At 69.9% G+C, this 16,608-nt stretch carries 14 protein-coding genes and 1 pseudogene; 9 read left to right on the plus strand and 6 right to left on the minus strand.

The genetic code is table 11. The features are described from left to right. Positions 1-418: 418 nt before the first annotated feature. The 5 genes from QM714_RS15235 to QM714_RS15255 all read left to right on the plus strand — a co-directional run bounded on the left by QM714_RS15235 (position 419) and on the right by QM714_RS15255 (position 6,600). Positions 419-1,345 (plus strand): Rossmann-like and DUF2520 domain-containing protein, encoded by a 927-nt coding sequence (locus QM714_RS15235; protein WP_415102054.1) that lies wholly within the window; start codon positions 419-421, stop codon positions 1,343-1,345. Next, the gene (panC, locus tag QM714_RS15240; RefSeq protein ID WP_415102056.1) at positions 1,342-2,280 is read left to right on the plus strand and encodes a pantoate--beta-alanine ligase; all 939 of its coding nucleotides are present in this window, start codon (positions 1,342-1,344) and stop codon (positions 2,278-2,280) included. Before QM714_RS15235 ends, panC begins: the two co-directional genes overlap by 4 nt. Then, positions 2,277-3,059, plus strand: a complete 783-nt coding sequence (locus QM714_RS15245) for a type III pantothenate kinase (RefSeq protein ID WP_415102058.1) — start codon at positions 2,277-2,279, stop codon at positions 3,057-3,059. The genes panC and QM714_RS15245 overlap by 4 nt, the downstream gene beginning before the upstream one ends. 180 nt (positions 3,060-3,239) lie before the next feature. Beyond that, positions 3,240-3,566 (plus strand): histone-like nucleoid-structuring protein Lsr2, encoded by a 327-nt coding sequence (locus tag QM714_RS15250; RefSeq protein ID WP_415102060.1) that lies wholly within the window; start codon positions 3,240-3,242, stop codon positions 3,564-3,566. 457 nt (positions 3,567-4,023) lie between these two features. Continuing rightward, a complete protein-coding gene (locus QM714_RS15255) occupies positions 4,024-6,600 on the plus strand; it encodes an ATP-dependent Clp protease ATP-binding subunit (protein WP_415102062.1) in 2,577 nt (858 codons plus the stop codon). A 63-nt stretch (positions 6,601-6,663) separates the two neighbouring features. Here QM714_RS15255 and QM714_RS15260 read toward each other — a convergent pair whose 3' ends face one another. Next, positions 6,664-7,539: an A/G-specific adenine glycosylase gene (locus tag QM714_RS15260; RefSeq protein WP_415102064.1), complete on the minus strand. Its 876-nt coding sequence runs from the start codon at positions 7,537-7,539 to the stop codon at positions 6,664-6,666. 106 nt (positions 7,540-7,645) lie between these two features. On the opposite strand from QM714_RS15260, the gene QM714_RS15265 reads away from it, so the two are divergent. Beyond that, positions 7,646-8,383, plus strand: a complete 738-nt coding sequence (locus tag QM714_RS15265) for a hypothetical protein (protein ID WP_415102066.1) — start codon at positions 7,646-7,648, stop codon at positions 8,381-8,383. Positions 8,384-8,408: 25 nt separating this feature from the next. Here QM714_RS15265 and disA read toward each other — a convergent pair whose 3' ends face one another. Further along, positions 8,409-9,464 (minus strand): DNA integrity scanning diadenylate cyclase DisA, encoded by a 1,056-nt coding sequence (disA, locus tag QM714_RS15270; RefSeq protein WP_415103039.1) that lies wholly within the window; start codon positions 9,462-9,464, stop codon positions 8,409-8,411. Positions 9,465-9,676: 212 nt separating this feature from the next. Beyond that, positions 9,677-11,069, minus strand: a pseudogene (gene radA, locus QM714_RS15275) (DNA repair protein RadA). Positions 11,070-11,303: 234 nt separating this feature from the next. On the opposite strand from radA, the gene QM714_RS15280 reads away from it, so the two are divergent. After that, positions 11,304-12,344: a LacI family DNA-binding transcriptional regulator gene (locus QM714_RS15280; protein ID WP_415102068.1), complete on the plus strand. Its 1,041-nt coding sequence runs from the start codon at positions 11,304-11,306 to the stop codon at positions 12,342-12,344. Between the two features lie 63 nt (positions 12,345-12,407). Here QM714_RS15280 and QM714_RS15285 read toward each other — a convergent pair whose 3' ends face one another. From QM714_RS15285 to QM714_RS15295, 3 genes are all read right to left on the minus strand, one after another. Next, complete coding sequence (locus tag QM714_RS15285; RefSeq protein WP_415102070.1) at positions 12,408-13,085, minus strand: class I SAM-dependent methyltransferase; 678 nt, start codon at positions 13,083-13,085, stop codon at positions 12,408-12,410. Positions 13,086-13,099: 14 nt separating this feature from the next. Next, complete coding sequence (locus QM714_RS15290; protein WP_415102072.1) at positions 13,100-13,738, minus strand: VOC family protein; 639 nt, start codon at positions 13,736-13,738, stop codon at positions 13,100-13,102. Between the two features lie 175 nt (positions 13,739-13,913). Next, positions 13,914-14,690 (minus strand): hypothetical protein, encoded by a 777-nt coding sequence (locus tag QM714_RS15295; protein ID WP_415102074.1) that lies wholly within the window; start codon positions 14,688-14,690, stop codon positions 13,914-13,916. Positions 14,691-14,815: 125 nt separating this feature from the next. Between QM714_RS15295 and QM714_RS15300 the strand changes: the two genes are divergently transcribed. Then, complete coding sequence (locus QM714_RS15300; RefSeq protein WP_415102076.1) at positions 14,816-15,760, plus strand: Ppx/GppA family phosphatase; 945 nt, start codon at positions 14,816-14,818, stop codon at positions 15,758-15,760. A gap of 29 nt (positions 15,761-15,789) precedes the next feature. Further along, positions 15,790-16,578 (plus strand): sugar phosphate isomerase/epimerase family protein, encoded by a 789-nt coding sequence (locus QM714_RS15305; protein ID WP_415103040.1) that lies wholly within the window; start codon positions 15,790-15,792, stop codon positions 16,576-16,578. The last annotated feature ends 30 nt before the right edge of the window (positions 16,579-16,608 follow it).

The following is a 16,608-nucleotide window of genomic DNA, read 5'->3' on the forward strand; positions in this document are numbered from 1 at the left end:
CGGGCTCGACGACCGCGTCCCGCTGGCCGTCGATCCCCGTCTGCTGTGGGGTTGTGGGCTCTCCTGCGCCCTTGTGGGTGCCGAGTGTCCGTTCTGCCGGTCACTCACCCCCCACAACGGCGCACCAGACGGGTCCGAGCACCCGTAGACCCGCAGCAGACGGGCACCAGGTCGCCGATCCGCGCCACCGGCGGCGCTCCGGCCTGCTCTAGGTGCCCGACACGGAATCACTCGTCGTGTCGGCCCCGCCGGTTCTGGGACCGGGGTGTTGGGTTCGTCACTCTCCGCCCCGGTTCCCAAGCAGGAATCCGCGAGCGTACTCTCAGCGTTACTCAAGTGACCCGAGACAACCGTCTGGTACCCACCCCGGCCCGCGTGAGCGGGTGGTCGGAGGGACTGGAACGAAAGAGGTCCACAGATGTCGACTGAAACCGAGCCGTTGCGCGTCGGTGTGATCGGTGCTGGCCGTGTGGGGGCGGTGCTCGCCTCCGTGCTCGAGAGTCACCCGGGTTTCCGGGTGGTCGCCGCAGCCGGCGAATCAGACGCCTCCCGGGCGCGCGCCGCCGCTCTGCTACCCGGCGTTCCGCTCGCCAAGCCCAGCGTGGTCGCGCGCGCGTGCGACGTGCTCCTCCTCACCGTCCCTGACGACATGCTGGCCAACGTCGCCACCGTGCTCACCGATGCCGGAGCGATCAGGCCAGGTCAATGCGTGGTGCACACCAGCGGTCGGCACGGCCTCGCCGTGCTCGACCGGGTCACCGAGGCGGGTGCGCGAGCATTGGCGATCCATCCCGCTATGACCTTCACCGGCACCTCGGTCGACCTCACCCGCCTCGACGGGTGCGTCTTCGGGGTGACCGCCGAGGCGACCGAGAGGGAGTTGGCCGAGCGGCTCGTGCAGGCCTGGGGTGGCCGACCGATGTGGATCCCCGAGGAGAAGCGGACGCTCTATCACGCGTCGTTGGCCCACGGTGCCAACCACCTGGTCACCCTGGTAGCGCAGGCAGTGGAGTTGCTGAGCGCCGCTGGCGCGGAGAGCTCCGGCCTGTCGGCGGCAGACACCCTGCGCCCACTGCTGACCGCTGCTCTCGACAACGCACTCCACGAAGGCGATGCCGCGTTGACCGGCCCGATCGTCCGAGGCGACGTGAACACCGTGCGTGACCATCTCGCCGAGATCGCGGCCAACGCCCCGCCCACGCTGCCGTCGTACGTCGCCATGGCGCGCGCGACGCTGGACCGGGTGGTGACCGACGGACGGGTGTTGCCGATCCGGGCGGCTGCGATCCGCCGTGTGCTCGACGACGCACTGGTCCCCCGCGGGAGTACGAGCCCGCTGACATGAGCGCGGCGCCGCGGGTGGCTAGCAGCCGTGCTGAGCTGGCCGCCCTGCTCGCTGACCGACGTGGCAGGCCCGACCGGGTTGGCCTGGTGCCCACCATGGGTGCCCTGCACGAGGGCCACGCGAGCCTGATGGACGTTGCGCGACAGGCGGTCGGCACCGGTCCGGTAGTCGCGTCGATCTTCGTCAACCCGCTGCAGTTCGGACCGCAGGAGGATCTCGACCGCTATCCGAGAACGCTCCAGGCAGATCTCGAGGTCTGCGCCGCGACAGGCGTCGACATCGTCTTCACCCCCACCGTGGAGGAGGTCTATCCCGGCGGCGAGCCCCAGGTGACGCTCGATCCGGGGCCGCTGGCCGAGATCTTGGAAGGCAAGACTCGGCCGGGACACTTCCGAGGGGTGCTCGTGGTGGTGGCCAAGCTGTTCGGACTGGTCCGGCCGGAGGTGGCCGTCTTCGGTCAGAAGGACTACCAGCAGTTGACGCTGATCAGGCGGATGGCCACCGACCTGTGCATGGACATCGACGTCGTGGGCGCTGAGACCGTGCGCGAGCCGGACGGTCTGGCGATGAGCTCGCGCAACCGCTATCTCGGCGCGGAGCAGCGTCAGCAGGCGGTCGGCCTGTCCCGGGCGCTGCTTGCCGCTCGGGCCGCAGCGATCGAGGGTGCGGCCGCCGCCGTGGCCGCCGCCCGGGCGGAGCTGGCCACCTGGCCGGCCGTGGAGGTCGACTATCTCGCCGTCACCGATCCGTCCCTGGAACCGCTGCCTGCGGAGGTCCCCGCCGGCACCGAAGGCCGCGTGCTGGTCGCGGCCCGCGTCGGCACGACCAGGCTCATCGACAACATGTCCATCGTGCTGGGCAGTCCGGCCGTTGGCCGCGACACGTTGCCCGGCGGAGCCGATCGAGCCGTCTCGTCGGTCGAGGTGCACCCGTGACGCTGCTCGCCGTGGACATCCGCAACGACCACACCATCCTCGGTCTGCTCGACGACTCTGCAGTCGACGCGGTGGTCACCGATCGGTGGCGGGTGTCCTCCGACGTGCTCCGGACCAGCGACGAATGGGCGGTGCTGGTGCGCGGGCTGTTGGGCAGTCACCTGCCGGAGATCGACGGGGTCGTGGTGAGCGCCGCCGTCCCCGCCGTCCTCCACGAGTGGCGCGAGACCTTGGTCGGCGAGTTCGCAGGGGTGCCGCGCGTGGTGGTGGGGCCGGGCGCTCGGACGGGCCTCCCCGTGCAGGTCGACAACCCGCGGGAGGTCGGCACCGACCGGATCTGCAACGCCGTCGCGTTGGCGGCAGGGACGGTGCCCGCCATCGCGGTCGACTTCGGCCTGGCCACGACCTTCGACGTCGTGGATGCCGAGAGGCGCTACATCGGTGGGGTCATCGTGCCCGGGATCGCCTCCTCGCTGGAGGCGCTGGGCGCCCGTGGCGCCCAGCTGCGGCAGGTCGAGCTCGTCCGTCCCCAGACCGTGGTTGCCAAGAACACCGTCGCGGCCCTTCAATCGGGGGTGGTGTTCGGCACCGCGAGCCAAGTCGAGGGCTTGGTCGATCGGATCATCAGCGAGTTGGGCACCGATCCCGGATCCGTCCGCGTCGTCGCGACCGGCCAATGGGCGCAGATGGTGGCCCAGGAGTGCCAGTGCTTCACCGAGCAGGATCTCGATCTCACCTTGCGGGGCCTCGCGATCGTGTTTGCGAGGAACCGGGGATAGCCACCACAATCTCGCGCTGGTAGGGAGTATGGGCGCCGATGTCGAGCGGTCGCCGACATTGTGTAATGCCGCCACTCCTGGCCGCCGGGGGCTGTTGGTGCCATGTTTACCCGAATTCGTCGTGGCTGCTAAGGTTTCGAAAGTATCCATCTCTCCCATTGACCCAAAGGAACGAAATCCATGGCTCAGAAGGTCAACATCGTTCTCATCGACGACATCGACGGCGACAGCGCGGCCGAGACGGTGTCGTTCGGTCTTGACGGCACGAACTACGAGATCGACCTCAGCGACAAGAATGCCGCGGCATTGCGTGAGGCCTTGGCGCACTATGTCGGTCACGCTCGCAAGACAGGCTCCGCCAGCCGTCGTGGCCGCCGGGCCTCCGTGACGAGTCTCGGCCCCAGCAGCCGCGAGATCCGTGACTGGGCACGCAGCAACGGTTATGAGGTCTCTGACCGCGGCCGTGTCTCCGCTGAGATCCGAAAGGCCTTCGACGCGGCCCACTGATCGCCGTCGAGCGCGATTGTCCCCGGCGACGCGGGCAGATTGCTGGATCCGCTGCAAAACCGCGGTCATCGCAACCGGCACATCGCTGTGCGCTCACCACAGGCGACAACAAGTGTCCGCCCTGGTTAATGGTGTCGACCGACGGCATTGGGTCGCCATTCAGTTGACCGATTCGGCCGCGAATGGTCACCCCGGCGTACCGTCGCATTTGTTGTTCCACCGCGTGCTGGGGCGACCTCGGCAGAATGCGCGGATCGACGATCCGCGCACAGCGCGGCACGGTGCGACGCTGCGCGGGCGCGGGGAACGTGTTCGCTCTGAGCGCATCTCGGAACCCGTCCCGCCGGGAACACGTAGGCTGGGGGCAGAGTTGAACCCACTGTCGCCTACGTGCGCCTGACCCGAGCGGCCCGGTGCGCGCGGGCGACACCGGAGTTCGAGGAGATTCGAGGCTTACATGTTCGAGCGGTTCACTGACCGAGCCCGTCGCGTGGTGGTGCTGGCCCAAGAAGAGGCCCGCATGCTCTCGCACAACTACATCGGCACCGAGCACATCCTGCTCGGCCTGATCCACGAGGGTGAGGGTGTCGCGGCCAAGGCGCTGGAGAGCCTCGACATCTCGCTCGAGGCAGTGCGCGCCCAGGTCGAGGAGATCATCGGCCAGGGGCAGCAGGCTCCGAGCGGCCACATCCCCTTCACGCCGCGCGCGAAGAAGGTGCTCGAGCTCTCCCTGCGCGAGGCGCTGCAGCTCGGCCACTCCTACATCGGGACCGAGCACATTTTGCTTGGCCTGATCCGCGAGGGCGAGGGCGTGGCCGCGCAGGTGCTGCAGAAGCTCGGCGCCGACCTCAACCGGGTCCGTCAGCAGGTCATCCAGCTGCTGTCCGGCTTCCAGGGCAAGGAGTCGGCCACGGCCGGTGCCGCCACCGGCGGCAGTGGCGGTGAGGCCCCGTCGTCCTCGCTGGTGCTCGACCAGTTCGGCCAGAACCTGACCCAGTCGGCCAGAGAGGGCAAGCTCGACCCGGTGATTGGGCGTGAGCCCGAGATCGAGCGGGTCATGCAGATCCTGTCCCGTCGCACCAAGAACAACCCTGTCCTGATCGGCGAGCCCGGTGTCGGCAAGACCACCATCGTGGCCGGCCTCGCCCAAGACATCGTCAAGGGCAACGTCCCCGAGACGCTGAAGGACAAGCAGATCTACACCCTCGACCTGGGTGCCCTGGTCGCCGGGTCGCGCTACCGCGGTGACTTCGAGGAGCGCTTGAAGAAGGTGCTCAAGGAGATCCGCACGCGCGGCGACATCGTGCTGTTCATCGATGAGATCCACACCCTCGTAGGTGCGGGTGCGGCCGAGGGCGCCATCGACGCTGCCTCGATCCTCAAGCCGATGCTGGCCCGCGGCGAGCTGCAGACGATCGGCGCGACCACCCTGGACGAATACCGCAAGTACCTCGAGAAGGATGCCGCCCTCGAGCGGCGCTTCCAGCCGATCCAGGTGGCCGAGCCGTCGATCGCGCACACCATCGAGATGCTCAAGGGCCTGCGCGACCGCTACGAGGCCCACCACCGGGTCACCATCACCGACGAGGCGTTGGTCTCGGCGGCGACGCTGGCCGACCGCTACATCTCCGACCGCTTCCTGCCCGACAAGGCGATCGACCTCATCGACGAGGCCGGGTCGCGGCTGCGTATTCGCCGGATGACGGCGCCCGCCGATCTGCGGGAGTACGACGACAAGATCGCCGAGGTGCGTCAGCGCAAGGAAGCGGCCATCGACGGCCAGGACTTCGAGCTCGCGGCGCGGTTGCGCGACGAGGAGAAGCAGCTGATCGCCAAGAAGTCCGACCGTGAGAAGCAGTGGCGCGCCGGTGACATGGACGAGGTCGCCGAGGTGGACGAGGAGTTGATCGCCGAGGTGCTCGCCGTGGCGACCGGCATTCCGATCGTCAAGCTGTCGGAGGAGGAGTCCACCCGGCTGCTCAAGATGGAGGACGAGCTGCACAAGCGCGTCATCGGCCAGGAAGAGGCCGTCAAGGCGCTCAGCCGGGCCATCCGACGCACTCGTGCGGGCCTGAAGGACCCCAAGCGTCCCGGCGGGTCGTTCATCTTCGCCGGACCGTCCGGTGTCGGCAAGACCTGGTTGTCCAAGTCGCTGGCGGAGTTCCTCTTCGGTGACGAGGACGCCCTGATCCAGTTGGACATGAGCGAGTTCAGCGAGAAGCACACCGTCTCTCGGTTGTTCGGCTCCCCGCCCGGCTACGTGGGCTACGAAGAGGGCGGCCAGCTGACCGAGAAGGTGCGCCGCAAGCCATTCTCGGTGGTGCTCTTCGACGAGGTCGAGAAGGCCCACCCCGACATCTTCAACAGCCTGTTGCAGATCCTGGAGGAGGGCCGGCTCACCGACTCCCAGGGCCGGGTGGTCGACTTCAAGAACACCGTCATCATCATGACCACCAACCTCGGCACCCGTGACATCGCCAAGGGCATCAACCTGGGCTTCAACCAGGCCGGTGATGCGGCGGGATCCTACGAGCGGATGAAGAACAAGGTGTCGGAGGAGCTCAAGCAGCACTTCCGGCCGGAGTTCCTCAACCGTGTCGACGAGATCATCGTCTTCCCGCCGCTGTCGCAAGCGCAGATCGTCTCGATGGTGGACAACATGATTGCTGCCGTCGAGTTGCGCTTGAAGGACCGTGACATGGCGCTTGAGCTGACCCAGGCGGCCAAGAACCTGTTGGCCTCCCGCGGCTTCGACCCGGTGCTCGGCGCCCGGCCGCTGCGCCGGACCGTGCAGCGCGAGATCGAGGACGTGCTTGCCGAGAAGATGCTCTACGGCGAGGTCGGCCCGGGGCAGCTGGTGCTGGTCGACGTCGAGGGGGAGGGCGCCGAGGCCACCTTCACCTTCAGCGGCCAGAAGGTCGCCGAGTTGCCCGACCTGCCGCCCTTCGAGACCGCAGACGTGGACCTCGGTGGCGTGGACCTCGACGACGCGCTCGGCTCCCTCGACCCCGACCAGGACCGCCAGGCGGAGTGAGGTCGGCGCACGTCATCGGTTCCGGTCGCTCGGGCGACCGGAGAGAATGACGTTCCACCGGTCTCAGGGCAGCGCGTAGGCATCTGTCGACACCCGCACCAGCAGGCCGTCGTCGACCAGGCTGGCCAGACAGCGAGCCTGCTGGGCTGGCTCGTGCCAGGCCTCGGCGAGTCGGCTGCTCGGCACCGGGCCGTCGCTGTCTCGGACCACGGCCATCAATCGGCCACGGCACTGTCGATCGGTGCCGGCCCAGGCCTGGGCGCGACGCGGAGGTCCGTCGTACGCCGGCCGCCCGGCCGCCTGCCACGCACAGTCGTGCTGGACCGGGCAGCGCTCGCACTCGGGTTTGCCGGCCGTGCACACCAGCGCGCCGAGCTCCATCACGGCCACCGACCACGCCGGTGCGCTGTCGTCGTCGGGCAGTAGCTCCGTGGCGAGGGCGCGCTCGGCAGCAGTGACCGAGGTGGGCGGGAGCTCGACACCGGTGACCAGGCGACCGAACACTCGCCGGACGTTGGTGTCCAGCACCGGGTGACGCTGGCCGAAGGCGAAGGTTGCGACGGCTGCGGCGGTGTAGTCGCCGATGCCCGGGAGCGCCCGCAAGGCCTGATGGTCCGAGGGAACCTCGCCGCCGTGTCGCTCCACGATCGCGACGGCTGCGGCGTGCAGACGCAAGGCCCGACGTGGGTAGCCGAGCCGACCCCAGGCCCGCACTGCCTCTCCGGCTGGCTCCTCGGCCAAGGCCGCCGGTGTCGGCCATCGCTCGAGCCATTGCTCGTAGACGGGCAGCACCCGGGAGACGGGTGTCTGCTGGAGCATGAACTCCGAGACCAGCACTGCCCAGGGAGTGGCGCTCTCGCTGCGCCAGGGCAGCTCGCGCGCGTGGGCGTCGTACCACCTCAGCACGGCGCCGTGCAGCGCACGATGGTCGGTGCTCACCGGTCGAGGGTAGAAGACCGCGCCACGCCGTCGTGATGAGAGGGCCTGAGGCGAGCTGCGGTGTGGCACCACGATCAGGCCGCCCCGGCTGGCTAGCGTGCTGCGCATGAGCTCGCTGTCGCGTCCCCGGGGACGACTGCCGGCTCGCGTCTACTGGGTGCGCCGCCTGCTCGTCCTCGGCACCGCTCTTGCGCTGGTGGTCGGCATCGGCAGCCTGCTGCGCCGAGGCAGCGACGCCTCCTCAGGCCCGGACAACCAGGCCTATCCGGCCGCGGCGGAGGAGTCCCAGACCAGCCCCGCCGCCTCGGACTCGTCCGCTCCCGTCAAGCAGCGGCGCCACCAGGGTCGGTCCCACCGACCGCACCAGACTCCGCTGCCCAAGCCCGACGGGCCATGCGAGGCGAGTGACGTCGCGATCCAGCCCGTCGTCAAGCACGCCATGGGCGGTGGGCCGGTCACGATCAGGCTCAAGCTCGGCACGCGCACCTCGCCGGCCTGCACCTGGCAGCTCTCCGCGGACTCGATGACCTTCAAGATCACCTCGGGCTCGGACAACATCTGGTCAAGCCTGGACTGCCCGCGCGCGGTGGGGACCAAGGATCTGGTGCTCCGGCAGAAGACCCCCACCTGGGCCGCGGTCACCTGGTCGTCGCGACGCTCGGCGCCGGGCTGCCCGGGGGAGCAGGACTGGGCCCTGCCGGGCTACTACCACGTGGCTGTGGCGGCCTTCGACGGCGAACCCGCCGATCAGCAGTTCTACTTGGGCAAGCGCACCCCCGAGACGATCACGCCCAGCCCCGATGTCGCCACCTTCGCGCCCTACAAGTCGGGCAACGACGACTGAGCTGGGCCCGATGAGCTAGCGGGCGTCAGACGTAGCGTTCGAGGATGCTCGACTCGGCGAGCCGGGAGAGGCCTTCGCGGACGCTTCTGGCGCGAAGCTCGCCGACGCCGTCCACGGCCTGAAGGTCGTCGATCCCGGCCGAGAGGAGCTTCTGCAGGGTGCCGAAGTGCTCGACGAGACGATCCACCACCGTGGGTGGGAGGCGGGGCACCTTCGCCAGCAGCCGGTAGCCCCGCGGCGCCACCGCGGCGTCGAGGTGCTCGCCGGTTCCAATGCTCAGCGCTCGGGAGACCGCCGCAGCGTCGACCAGCTCGATCGAGCTGAGCGCCTCCAGGCTGGCCAGCACCTTGTCGGGGGACTTGGTGCGCCGACCCCCGGGGAGGTAGTCGCGGATGACCAGCTCCCGCTCGGCGTCGACCCCGGTGACGAGCTCTTCGAGCTGGAGCGCCAGCAGGCGGCCGTCGGTGCCCAGCTCGAGGACGTAGTCCTCGATCTCGGCGGCGATCCGGGTCACCATCTCCAGCCGCTGGGCGACCACGGCGACGTCTCGGACGGTGACCAGGTCCTCGATCTCCAGCGCCGACAGCGTGCTGGCCACCTCGTCGAGGCGCTGCTTGTAGCGCTCGAGGGTCGCCAGCGCCTGGTTGGCGCGGGAGAGGATCTGTCCGGAGCCCTCCAAGACGTGCCGGGTGGAGCCGACGTACGCCGCGATGATCTGCATCGACTGGGACACCGAGATCACGGGGAAGCCGGTCTGCCGAGCGACGCGATCGGCGGTGCGGTGTCGGGTGCCGGTCTCGTCGGACCAGATGTTGTGGTCGGGCATCAGATGGACCGCTGCCCGATGGATGCGGGTGATGTCCCGGTCGAGGATGATCGCGCCGTCCATCTTGGCCAGCTCGCGCAGGCCCGTGGAGGTGAACGGCACGTCCAGCGTGAAGCCGCCGGTGGAGATCTGCTCGACGGTGCGGTCGTAGCCCAGCACGATCAGCGCGCCGGTGCGGCCGCGCAGGATCCGTTCCAGCCCGTCCCGCAGCGGTGTGCCCGGCGCGATCGACGCCAGCGTCGCGCGCAAGCGCAGACTCTCCTCACTTCGGTCGCTCCCGGCCACGCCCCCGTTCCCCTCTCGGCGACCAGGGCCGCCGTGTCGACATCGCCGACCAAGCCCGCGGGCGGCATCGGCTGGGTCAGTCTAGGTGACTGCGCCGACGTGCGCTCCTCCTGCACATGGTGGCATCGAGAGGTACGGCGGGTCGGCGGGGCGGCACTCCCGCGCAGCCCGTGTGAGCTGGTCTATTGGGAGGTGCGGCGCACGTCGAGCATGCGCAGCGCCTCGACCACGTCGGCGACCTCGATCACGCTCAGTCCGTCGGTCGTGGACCGGGAGAGTCGGGTCGGGTCGGCCCGGCTGGGGTTGACGGGAGTCAGCGCGGTGCGGAAGCCGAGCCGAGCAGCCTCGGCCAACCGTTGAGGCAGATCGCGCACCCGACGGAGCTCGCCGGCTAGGCCGAGCTCGCCGATGGCGACGATGCCTGCCGGTGGCGCGACACCGATGTAGGCGGAGGCGATCGCCACGGCCACGGCCAGATCAGCGGCGGGCTCGGACAACCGGGCCCCGCCGACGGTGGAGGCGAAGATGTCGCGGCCGTGCAGGGGCAGCCGGCAGTGCTGCTGGAGAACCGCGGCGACCAGGGCCACCCGGGAGGAGTCCAGGCCGGAGGTGACCCGGCGTGGGCGCTCGGTCGCCGACTTGGTGACCAGGGCCTGCACCTCGGCCAGCAGTGGCCGTCGGCCCTCCATGGTCACCGCGACGCAGGTGCCCGGCACCTGTCGGTGGTGGGTCTCGACGAACAGGCCGGTCGGGTCCGCGACCGCGGCGATCCCGTCAGCCGAGAAGCTCGAAGCAGCCCACCTCGTCGACCGGACCGAAGCGGTTCTTGACGGCCCGCACCAGCCGGAAGCGCGAGGTGCGCTCGCCCTCGAAGTGCAAGACAGCGTCGACCAGGTGCTCGAGCACGCGCGGCCCGGCGATGGCGCCGTCCTTGGTGACGTGGCCGATCATCACGGTCGTGATGTTGCGGGTCTTCGCCACCCGCACCAGGGCGGCGGCCACCTCCTTGACCTGGGTCACGCCCCCCGGGACGCCGTCGGTGCCGCTGGCCGCGATCGTCTGCACGGAGTCGATCACCAAGAGGGTCGGTCGGACCTCCTCGACATGGGTCAGCACCGCGCCCAGATCGGTCTCGGCCGCGATGAACAGGTCCTCGTGCACGCCGCCGGTGCGGTCGGCGCGCAGACGCACCTGGGCGGCCGACTCCTCGCCGGTGACGTAGAGCGCGCGATGGTGGTAGCGGGCCGACTGCGCGGCAACCTCCAACAGCAGCGTGCTCTTGCCGACACCCGGCTCGCCGGCCAGCAGGATCGCGGCCCCCTCGACCAGCCCGCCGCCCAGCACCCGGTCCAGCTCGGGGACGCCACTCGACCTCGAGGCCACCGCCGACGCCGCCACCTGCGCAATGGGCACCGCTGGCGCGGTCACCGGTCCGGCCTTGCTTCGAAGTTGGGGCGTGGACTCCTCCACGACCGAGCCCCAGGCCTGGCAGGAGCTGCACCGACCCACCCACTTGCCGGTCTCCCAACCGCACTCGGCGCAGCGATAGCTGGCCCGCGCCTTGGCTCGACCGATGCGGACTCCTGCCGGACCAGACCCGGCCTGACTGATGCTCACGGCCCGGACGTTAGCCGGACCCTCCGACATCCTGCGTCTCCCGCGCCCCTGTGGGTGCTGAGTGCCCGGTCTACCGGACACCTACGCCCCACAACCGCGCACCAGATCGGCTCGAGCACCCACCGGTCACCCGCTGACAGTCGCGCCCGAAGGCGCCTGTATCGTGACGATTGGAACGATCAAGGGGGAGGTATGGCCCGGACGGTTCCCGCCGCTCGGCACGGCCTCGCCGGCCAGGCGCCCACGCTCGCCGATGTGGCCGAGCGGGCAGGTGTGTCCCGGCAGACGGTCTCCAACGCGGTCAACAACCCCGAGTTGTTGCGCTCCGCCACGCTGCAGCGGGTCCTCTCGGTGATCGAGGACCTCGGCTACTCGCCGAATCGCGCCGCCCGCAACCTGCGCACCCGGCTGTCCCACCAGATCGGCCTCTGCTTCGCGCCGGCGCAGGAGGGCACCGCCAACGCGACGATGGATCGCTTCGTGCACTCCCTGGTGGATACCTCCAGGGAGGCCGGCTACCACGTGCTGCTGTTCGCCGCAGCCGAGGACCCTGCGTCGTCCTACGACGAGCTTCTCCGCTCCAACGCCGTCGACGGCTTCGTGGTGACCGACACCTTCGCCGGCTCGCCGGAGACCGCGTGGCTGGCGGCGCGCCGAGCGCCGTTCGTCGCCTTCGGGCGGCCGTGGAGTCAGCCCGAGGTGACCCACCCCTGGGTGGACGTGGACGGCGCGGCCGGGGTGGCGCTGGCTACCGCGCACCTGGTCGAGCGCGGGCACTCGCGGATCGCCTGGATCGGCTTCCACAAGGGCTCCTTCATCGGCGAGGACCGGCGGTCGGGCTGGTGTCGGGTCCTCGCCGACGGCGGTCTGCCCACTGACGGGCTGGCGGCCCGCGTCGACGACACCGTAGCCGCCGGTCGGGAGGCCGCCGCAGCGCTGCTGGAGCAGGCGTCGCCTTCGGCCTTCGTCTGTGCCTCGGACACACTCGCCCTGGGTGTGCTGCACTCGCTCGCCGAGCGAGGACTCCGCGCCGGCGCCGACATCAGCGTGGTGGGCTTCGACGACTCGCAGGCCGCCCAGCTGATCCCGGGCGGTCTGACCTCGGTGCGGCAGCCTCTGGAGCAGGTCGCCGTCGAGGTGGTCGCCGCGCTGCAGGGCCTGCTCGCCATCCCACGGGCGTCCAGCTCCGGCGTGCTGTTGGAGCCCAGCCTGGTCGTGCGCGGGTCGAGCTGAGGGTCGGTGCTGGCTACTGGTGTGAACGAACGGCATATGCGTCGTACGCACCAGGAGACGTCTTCAGAACGTGCGACTCCACAGGTTGACGGCGTAGTCCACCTCGGCGCCCTCGTGGTGATCGAGGATCCAGGCGGCGGTGTCGGGCGGGAACTCGATGCGTACGACGTCCTCGAAGTCGCCGCGATCCGTGAACCGCCAGCTCACCTCGAGTGGGGCTCGCCGCCAGCCCCGGGTCGACCAGAACCGCTCCACCACCTCCGGCGGATCCAGGTGCGGGTAGCCGCGGCGGAACCAGGCACCGAAGGTGGACCGGGTCGGATCGTTGTCGATGACGAAGGCCGTCCCACCTCGGCGTACCACTCGCTCCAACTCGGCCAGGCCCGGCTCGCAGCCCGGCCCGAAGAAGTAGGCCCAGCGGATGTGCACGATGTCCACCGACCGACTGGGCAGCGGCACCCGCTGGGCTGTGCCCTGCAGCACCTGAGCATTGGCGTGCCGGCGCACCCGACGCCTGGCGATGGCGACCAGGTCGGGATGCGGCTCGACCCCGGTGACCGTGCGGCAGTCGGCCGCGAAGCCGGGCAGGTGGAAGCCGGTGCCGCAGCCGAGATCGAGGACATCTCGCCCGGTCCAGTCGGCGATCTCACGCATCGCCGACTCGATCCGGCCGTCAGGGTCGACGGCCCGGTTCTCCAGCTCGTAGGTGGCGGGGTGCTCCCAGATGTTGGGGCTCCGCACCGTCCCCGCGGGGATCAGATGCGGACCATCCCCGTGGGGGTCTGCACCTGCACGGCGGTGATGCCGGGGGTGCCGTGCGGGGCCACCCACTCGACCTTGACGTCCTCCAGCGGCGCTTCGACGGACTCGCCGAGCCACTCGCTGACCCGCTGCGGGTCGCCGGCGATCTCCAAGCAGTAGAGGGAGTACTCCCCGTCGGCTCCGGTGCTCGGGTGCAACGAGTCGGGCGTCAGCCACTGCACGAAGAACGGGAGCTGCGCGTCGGCGATCAGGCCGTTGACCCCGATCTGCTTCCAGGTCAGCTCCGTCCCGTCGGGGCGGTGCCGGTTCCCGTCGACGGCCTGCCGGCCGAGGCGCTGCTCGATCGGCCCGATGTCGTCGACAGCGACGACCCAGCCCAGCCAGCCGCCGCCGAGCGCCGACCGGGCCCGCACGGCCTGGCCGAAGGGCGCCTTGTCGGAGGCGGGGTGGTCGAGCACCTCGACGATCTCGAGGTAGGTGTGACCGGCCAGTGGCATGATCATGTTGCGGGTGCCGAAGCGTGGGTGCACGCCTCCATCGGAGAACGGTCGCCCGAGAAGGTCCCCGATGCGCTGGGCGGTTGCTGCGAGTCCGCCAGGGCCGGCGGCGTACGAGAGATGGTCCAGGCGCATGACCAGATTCTCGCTGGACGCCCTCACGGTCTCTGCGGCGGGGTTGGGTTTTCTTGACGTCGAGAATGTTGCGACGTCCGGATGGGTTGGCTCACTGCCGCGGTGCTGTGGTGGGGAAACTGGCCCTCAGAGCCGCATTTCCCCACCATAGGACCGCGGCAGACGGCACAACGCCTCAAGCGGGATCGGCCGGGTGGAGGGCGAGGAGGGAGCGGGAGCGGAGGTGGGCGTCGCAGTGCCGTGCGAGTTCGTCGTACGCCGCCTGGCCCATCAGCTCGACCAGCTCGGCCTTGGAGTTGATGTAGAGCGGCTCGACGGCGGTGTGGGCCTCAGTGTTGCCGGTGCAGTACCAGTCCAGGTCGTGGCCGCCGGCGCCCCAGCCGCGTCGGTCGTACTCCCCGATCGAGACCTCCGTGTAGGTCTCGCCGTCCGGCGTCTCGACGGTGCGGAAGCTGCGTCGGATCGGCAGCTGCCAGCACACGTCGGGCTTGGTCTCGAGGGGATGGCGACCCTGCTGCAGGGCGAGGGAGTGCAGCGCGCAGCCGGCGCCACCGGCGAAGCCCGGCCGGTTGTGGAAGATGCAGGCGCTCTGTCCCTCGACATCGACGGCCTTGGTCTTCGCCGACCCGTCCTCGTCGGTCTCGATCCAGTCCTTCCGGCGCACTCGTGCGCGGTCCGGTCGGAGCTGCCAGAGCTCCGGCGTCAGCTGGGCGACGTACGACGCCACGCGGCGCTCGTCGTCCTTGTCGCTGAAGTGGGCGCCCAGAGCGCAGCAGCCGACGTCCGGGGAGGTGGCGTAGATGCCGCGACAGCCCTGCCCGAAGATGCACTGGTAGGAGGAGGTCAGCCAGGTGAGGTCACAGCGGAACACCTGCTCCTTCGCGGGTCCCTCCTCGGCCGGGTCGCGGAACTCGATCCACGCGCGGGGGAAGTCCAGATCAACCTCGGGCACGGGGAAACGGTAGCCCGCCACTCCAGGCCGGGGAGCACAGGCCAGAGACCCCACAACGGTGGACATCCCCATAGGTCCTGGATGTACCCCGCAGGTGCACCACATCGCACGAGTAGGTTGTTCCCATGCGTCTGGGCGTCCTCGACATCGGCTCCAACACCGGACACCTGCTCGTGGTCGATGCCCACGGTGGTGCCGCACCGCTGCCGGCCTTCTCGCACAAGGAGCCGCTCCGCCTCGCCGAGCACCTCGACGCCGATGGTGCCGTGTCGAGCACGGGCGTCAAGGCGCTGACCGACTTCGTCGCCTCCGCGCTGGTGGTGGCAGAGGACAAGGGCTGCTCGGAGATGCTCGGCTTCGCGACCTCGGCGGTCCGCGACGCCAGCAACTCCTACGTCGTGCTGGAGACCGTGCACCGGGAGACCGGTGTCGACATCCAGGTGCTGTCCGGCGAGGACGAGGCCCGGCTGACCTTCCTCGCCGTGCGCCGTTGGTTCGGCTGGTCGGCGGGTCGGCTCTCGGTCTTCGATATCGGTGGCGGCTCGCTGGAGATCGCGGGTGGCTCCGACGAAGCACCGGACGTCGCCTGGTCGCTGCCCCTGGGCGCTGCCCGATTGGCGCGGCAGTGGTTCAGCACGAAGCCGAGCGCGGACGAGCTGCGCGACATCCGCCGACAGATTCGCGCCGACATCGCCGAGAGCGCCGGCCACCTGCTCCGGGCGGGAGCGCCCGACCGCGCCGCGGCCACGTCGAAGACATTCCGCTCTCTCGCGCGCATCTGCGGTGCCGCGCCCTCGGGTGCCGGCCCGTTGATCGCGCGGACCCTACCGCTGAAGACGCTGAGCGACTGGATCCCGCGACTGATCGAGATGCCGGGCGACGAGCTGCGAGACCTGCCCGGGGTCTCGCCGAGTCGGACCCACCAGATCGTGCCGGGCGCCCTCGTCGCCGAGGCGTGCATGGACATCTTCGACCTCAGGGAGCTGGAGATCTGTCCGTGGGCGCTGCGCGAGGGCGTGATCTTGGAGCGCCTCGACCAGATCAGCGTGCTCGGCGACCGCCCCGTTTGAGCCTGGAGGCAGGTGAACTCACGGTGACGGTGTCCAAGGTCGGCCTCTCGACCGCCTCCACCTACCCCGAGTCGACGGCGCACGGCTTCGACTGGGCGGCGCGGCTCGGCTACGACAGCGTCGAGGTGATGGTCGGCATCGACGCGCTCAGCCAGCAGGTCTCGGCGGTGCGGCAGCTGTCCGAGCATCACGGCATCCCTGTCAGCGCGGTGCACTCGCCCTGCCTGCTCTTCACTCAGCGGGTCTGGGGCACCGACCCCTGGGGCAAGCTGGAGCGCTCGGCCGAGATGGCCGCGACCGTGGGCGCCGATGTCGTCGTGGTGCATCCGCCGTTTCGGTGGCAGCGGGAGTACGCCGCCGGCTTCGTCGACGGCATCGCCGCCCTGGAGAACTCCACCGGCATGGTGTTTGCCGTGGAGAACATGTATCCCTGGCGGGCGACCTCCAAGCGTGGCCTGGAGATGTACCTCCCCGGCTGGGACACCTCGCTGCAGCCCTATGCCAACACCACCATCGACCTCTCCCACGCCGCGATCGCCCAGACCGATCCGATCGCGATGGCCGAGCGGATGGGCCCACGGCTCCGGCACATCCACCTCACGGACGGGACCGGATCGGCCAAGGACGAGCACCTCGTCCCCGGTCGGGGCACCATGGGTGCCGACGCCTTCTTGCGGCATCTGGCCGCCCGGGCCTTCGACGGACACGTCGTCGTGGAGATCAACACCCGCCGGGCCACCGACGCCGCAGAGCGGGAGCGCGACCTGGTCGAGTCGTTGGAGTTCGCCCGGGAGCACCTCGCTGTCCCCGCGCCCTGATCCGGCCCTCTGACCGGGCAGCTTGCTGCG

Source organism: Nocardioides sp., from assembly GCF_047602075.1.
Taxonomy (GTDB): Bacteria; Actinomycetota; Actinomycetes; order Propionibacteriales; family Nocardioidaceae; genus Nocardioides.

Excerpts from the sequence above, each read along its gene's own strand:
- QM714_RS15235 (WP_415102054.1), top strand. The coding sequence starts at position 419 with ATGTCGACTGAAACCGAGCCGTTGCGCGTCGGTGTGATCGGTGCTGGC.
- panC (WP_415102056.1), top strand. The coding sequence starts at position 1,342 with ATGAGCGCGGCGCCGCGGGTGGCTAGCAGCCGTGCTGAGCTGGCCGCC.
- QM714_RS15250 (WP_415102060.1), top strand. The coding sequence starts at position 3,240 with ATGGCTCAGAAGGTCAACATCGTTCTCATCGACGACATCGACGGCGAC.
- QM714_RS15255 (WP_415102062.1), top strand. The coding sequence starts at position 4,024 with ATGTTCGAGCGGTTCACTGACCGAGCCCGTCGCGTGGTGGTGCTGGCC.
- QM714_RS15265 (WP_415102066.1), top strand. The coding sequence starts at position 7,646 with ATGAGCTCGCTGTCGCGTCCCCGGGGACGACTGCCGGCTCGCGTCTAC.
- QM714_RS15280 (WP_415102068.1), top strand. The coding sequence starts at position 11,304 with ATGGCCCGGACGGTTCCCGCCGCTCGGCACGGCCTCGCCGGCCAGGCG.
- QM714_RS15290 (WP_415102072.1), bottom strand. The coding sequence starts at position 13,738 with ATGCGCCTGGACCATCTCTCGTACGCCGCCGGCCCTGGCGGACTCGCA.
- QM714_RS15300 (WP_415102076.1), top strand. The coding sequence starts at position 14,816 with ATGCGTCTGGGCGTCCTCGACATCGGCTCCAACACCGGACACCTGCTC.